General features: G+C 62.8%; 4 protein-coding genes. 2 read left to right on the top strand and 2 right to left on the bottom strand.

Annotated elements, in window-relative coordinates; translation table 11 throughout:
* Window positions 1–396: 396 nt before the first annotated feature.
* Together ACWDUD_RS30345 and ACWDUD_RS30340 are read right to left on the bottom strand one after the other, a co-directional pair.
* Window positions 397–735, bottom strand: a complete 339-nt coding sequence (locus ACWDUD_RS30345; RefSeq protein WP_450111738.1) for a hypothetical protein — start codon at window positions 733–735, stop codon at window positions 397–399.
* 114 nt (window positions 736–849) lie between these two features.
* Window positions 850–1,260 (bottom strand): GlcG/HbpS family heme-binding protein, encoded by a 411-nt coding sequence (locus ACWDUD_RS30340; RefSeq protein ID WP_450111737.1) that lies wholly within the window; start codon window positions 1,258–1,260, stop codon window positions 850–852.
* Window positions 1,261–2,055: 795 nt separating this feature from the next.
* Between ACWDUD_RS30340 and ACWDUD_RS30335 the strand changes: the two genes are divergently transcribed.
* Together ACWDUD_RS30335 and ACWDUD_RS30330 are read left to right on the top strand one after the other, a co-directional pair.
* A complete protein-coding gene (locus ACWDUD_RS30335) occupies window positions 2,056–3,669 on the top strand; it encodes an ISL3 family transposase (protein WP_450111739.1) in 1,614 nt (537 codons plus the stop codon).
* A 734-nt stretch (window positions 3,670–4,403) separates the two neighbouring features.
* Entirely contained in the window at window positions 4,404–5,102 is a 699-nt protein-coding gene (locus ACWDUD_RS30330) for an MFS transporter (protein ID WP_450111736.1), read from the top strand.
* Window positions 5,103–5,160: the final 58 nt, after the last annotated feature.

Here is a 5,160-nt window from a genome sequence, read left to right as displayed (position 1 = left end):
CCACTCGACCAGGTTGACCGATGCCGTGGCCGGCACACCGGAAGTGGTCGGCGTGTCGGCTGCAACGGGGCAAAGGTTCACGGGTGCGGCACTAGTAATCCGGCTGGCTTTGTGATCTAATCCATCAGTCGCCACCGTCCCCTGTGTGGCGATACAGGGCCCCGTCGGCGCACCCCCCATATCCGCCGACGGGGTCTCTTCTGTTTCGTGCCTGCTGGAGGTACAGTTCGGTTAGGTCCGATTGGACGCTGGTCCAGTACGCCGGGCACACAGGGGATGCTCGGCGGTACTGGCCTTATCCCACTTACCCTCACGGGCAGCGCCTCGCCTTATCGGGAGGAATCGGAGCGCTGAACCGGGCACCCCGGGCGCGACGTGTGCAGCAGGTTGCAGCCATCAGAAGGCTTCGGCGGTGAGGATCTGCCCGAACGCGAAAGGCGCCCCGCCTCTGGCATTCTGATGGGAGGCGGGGCGCAGAGCAGCAGTAGAGGCCGACCGGGGGTGGGTATCTACAGCCACCAGGTTTATCGGACAGAACAGACCGAACGTTACGGAGTTGCCGGCTCGACGTTCCACCGGCATCGACAGTGACACAATCGTCATGGTGGAACTGTCGATGATCCTTGGCACAGGAAAGAATGTGTTCGAAACCAGAGCGCCGCCGAGTTGTTCATGTCCGCCTTCAGACATGCACATTGCCCCGAGTTCCATCGAGCTGATTCCGATTCGGGTCACCGAGGGACCTCGAAGTTCCAGCACGGAGACACCAAGAGCACCCCTCTCGAACGCCTCGTCTCATACTCGAACAAATTCCTGGCTGCGAACACTAGTTACTCTGGCGCCGGGGTGTCAGACCTCTGCGCCCTGAATGAAGTGCTTAGCTCCAACGTTGGCGTACTCGGCATCCTGGTCCGGCGTTGCACCGCTGACTCCGATTCCGCCGACCACCTCGCCACTTACGGTCAGCGGCACTCCCCCCGGCAACGTTGTTATCGATTCCTTCACCTGCCCCTGGATAAGGGGTGTGAGATCCGGATACTCGCCGGCCAGCTCAGCAAACGAGGAGGTGGTCATCCCGAGAAGCGCCGAGGTCGCGGCCTTGGCTCTCGCGGCGCCGGCAGTGAACCAAATGGCTCTGTCACGCACTAGCATTACCTCATGCCCACGGTCGTCGACGATCGCAACGCAGACGCCGACCCCGTCCCTCTCTGCCGCCTCCAGTGCGGCACGGACCGCAGGTTCGACGGTTGCCAATCTCATCGGCGAGGTCCTGGAATGCATTCGAAAAGCTCCTGTTCTGTGGTGGGGCATGTTGTATATGTGGGCCCGGGCGCCGCTCAGAACCGGCTCACTCGTAGCCAGTCTGGACTCAAGGCATGCGTGACGGGCGGGGAGGGCCCCCAGATCAATACCATCCTCATCTCGATCCTCACGCTAATGCGTTCCAACAGACGGAATCCCTGCCCGAATCGCGGTTCCTGACGTCACTAGAACCTCGTAACCCCTGTCGTATCAGGCGTATGCGGAGGTGCCCGGGCAAACATCAACGACGGCGAGTGACGAAACGGCGCGCGCTACATTGCCAGAAGGTCGCGAACTCGAACGCGGGAGCACCGAGCTACCTTAGCGCTACGTCATGCGGATCTTCAGAGGACTGCTGCCGAACTCACGCGCTATTGCGCGATTGGCGAGGGCCCGGCGGAGCTGGGGGACAACCGCTGTGACTTCCGACTGTCTGCTTCCATGGTGACCTACGCCGTCGGCCTGTTCGGTTCTCCTGTCATGAAAGTGCATGTGCATCGGTCGACATAGGGGCGGGCAACGTGAGCAGGATCGAGTGCAATCTCGGCGCAGTTGAAGCCGTAGGCCCTGCGGTTGATGGACCGAGCCTTGGTGGTTGATTCCCCCTCATTCCGACCACTGGCCAGTCTGCAGGCAACCGCGGCGGGGCCCCGTCGAGGTGCATGCGGATCGTCTGTCCTGGTGATGGCGCTCATTGATCCTGGTTCTGGCGCACTTTCCGTGAAGGCGAAGGCATGCCGCTGATCAGGGACGATTCGGCATAGACCAAGATCATCATGGTGTGACGTTGCGCCCCTGACGGCCCTGCTGCCGCATCTGACCGGTGTTGTCGTCGAGGCCGTCCGCCTCGTCGATGCGACGATCCGGATCACAGCACATCCGCGAGCAGACGGCGGACACTGTCCGACCTGCGGCACGGGGTCGAACCGGGTGCACTCGCGGTACCGACGCCGGCCCGCCGATACTGCAATCGGCGCACACCCGGTCGTGCTCGAGCTGACGGTCCGCAGGTTCTTCTGCGACAACAGCGCTTGCGGAGCAGCCACTTTCGCCGAGCAGGTGCCAGGACTGACACAGCGGTGGGCTCGGCGGACCACGGTGCTCAGTGCGATGGTCGAATCGATCGGACTGGCCGTGGCCGGTCGCGCCGGCGCTCGACTGGCCACCCGATTTGGGATGAGTGTCGGACGCGACACCCTGCTGGGGACCGTGCGGTCGATACCCGACCGGCCGATCGAGGCGACCTCCGTGCTCGGGATCGACGACTTCGCACTCCGCCGCGGCCACGTCTACGGCACTGTCATCGTGGACCTGGTCACAAGGCGACCGATCGATCTGTTGCCGGACCGAACGAGCGACACCGTCTCCGTCTGGCTCCAAGCACATCCCGGTGCCGAGATCGTGTGCCGTGACCGGGCCGGCGCCTACGCCGAAGCTATCCGTGTCGGCGCACCGGATGCGGTGCAGGTCGCCGACCGATGGCATCTGTGGCGCAACCTGATCGGCGCCGTGGAGAAAACCGTGATCCGGCATAGGAAAGATCTTTCTGCACCGGCTGCACCACCCGACGACACCGAGGAGATCAGCGACGGCGTGGCCATCGCCGAGGTACCCGACGGCCGCTTGGTGGTCCGGACCCGCGAAAGGCACGCAGCCGTCCACGAGCTGCATACCCAGGGAATGTCGATTTCGGGTATCGCCAGGCAGCTGAATCTCGATCGCAGGACCGTGCGTCGTTTCGTCCGCGCCACCCACATCGACGAGTTGTTGGCCACCAGCCGGATGGCAGGGGCGACGCTGCTCACTGCGCACGAGATGTATCTGCGAGAACGCTTCACCGCCGGATGCACCGACGCTGCTCGTCTGACCCGGGAGATCACCGAACGCGGTTATCGGGGCAGCCCGCAGACCGTCCGCCGATTCCTGCAACCACTGCGCACCGAGGTCCGTGTTCGGCCGGTGCCACCGCGCCCGCCGAGCACAAGGCAGGTCACCATGTGGTTGACCAGTCATCCGGACGATCTCACCGACAAGGACAACAAGCGGCTCACCGACATCTGCGACCGCAGTCCTGCCCTGATGACCGTGCGTGAGCACATTCGCCGTTTCGCCGAGATCATGGTCGACCGTCGTGGACACGACCTGGCCGAGTGGATGACCGATGTCGATACCACCGGATCGCAAGCGCTTCGGTCTTTCGTCACCGGGCTACGCAGAGACCTCGATGCGGTCACTGCCGGCCTGACGCTCGTGCACAACTCCGGGCCGGTCGAAGGGCATGTGAATCGGATCAAGATGCTCAAGCGGCAGATGTACGGGCGGGCGAATCTGGATCTGCTGCGGAAACGTGTCGTCCACCTCGAATGATGCAGCGCGGCAGCAGCTTCACGAAAAGTGCGCCAGAACCACCTTCGCTGAGCCTCATCACTGGACGAATTCGTCATGTCCATGCGACTGCTCCCAGGCCAACCGCCCGCGACGCTGCTATCGCGTGCACACGTGCGCGGGCACGTCCGACCGGCTCGCTGGTAGCGGCCTCAACCGGGAGCTGCTCCCGAGTCGTACGCCGAGCTGGCATCTCATCTACACAAGAATCCGACAGCGACTGTCGTCAGCTCCCTGGCGGAGCGGGAGGCCGGACCGCTGGCTCCAAGCTTTCCCGACTTCCTGCTCACGTGCTGGACCGCGGTGAGTAGCGCAGCGGTCTCGTCCACCGACCCGGCTGACCTCGTTACTCGACTACCCTGAACGCGTCCGTCCGCCGATTCCACGGCTCCGAACAGGATTCCCTACTCAGAGCACCTTGTTCGCTGTTCCATACCGCGGAATGCAGCGACTGACACAACAAAGCGGACAACTCTACGATTGCCTTCGTTGCCTACACCCAATCCACGAGCTCAACGAAAACGAGCAAGGAAAGCCGACGGTCGGCCCGTCACAGCGAATCAAGTCCACCTCGGTCGTCGACACACAGTTGCTCGCCGTCCGGATCCATCCGAGGAACTCTCATGTACGAACCGAGTGAACGCCGGGGTCTAGCTGCGCGGACATGGCTCGAACGACATGGAATCGTCCGGCCGTTGGCATGGGGATATCTGGCCATGTTGCTGTTCATGGTCGGTGACGGAATTGAAGTGGGCTTCCTGGCAACATACCTGGAGTCGATAGGCTTCTCGACCGCCGATATCGCAACGCTCGTAGCCGTGTATGGCGTGGTCGTTGCCCTCGCGTCGTGGCTCTCCGGAGCCTTGGTGGCAGCGTGGGGACCCAGGCGCGTAATGATGATCGGGTTGGCCGTTTGGGTCATCTTCCACGTCGTCTTCCTGACCGCCGGCGTAGCGACGAAGATCTACCCGATCATGCTGGTATCGTATGCAATTCGTGGATTGGGATACCCGTTCTTCGCGTTCGGATTCCTCGTCTGGGTGACGCTACGGACACCGGACGCGGTCCTTAGCCGCGCAATGGGCTGGTACTGGTTCTCGTACACGGCGGGCCTGGGTGTTCTCAGCGCGTACCTCGCCGGTTTCACCATTCCGAGGATTGGTAGCTACGCCACACTTTGGGTTTCCCTCGCCTTCATCGTGGCTGGGGGCCTGATCGCGATCCTCCTGATCCGCGCACAGTCCGAGGTATCCGACACCGGCGTTCGCGCTACCGTGAAGACCGTGGTCCACGGCTTGTCGGTGGTCAAGACCAGTCCGCGAATCGGGGTGGGTGTGGCACTGCGAATCATCAACGGATTGATCTTCTATTCGCTGCCACTGAGGTTTTCTCACCAGGCGGGGGCTTGTAGGTGAAGAAGCACGAGGGCGGCAGCGGTTATCGCGCCGATCCTCCACGGACACAGACTGATTC

This window comes from Rhodococcus sp. NPDC003382 (genome assembly GCF_053589135.1).
Note: the sequence above shows the minus strand (reverse complement) of the source record. Positions and strands in the feature narration are given on the sequence as shown.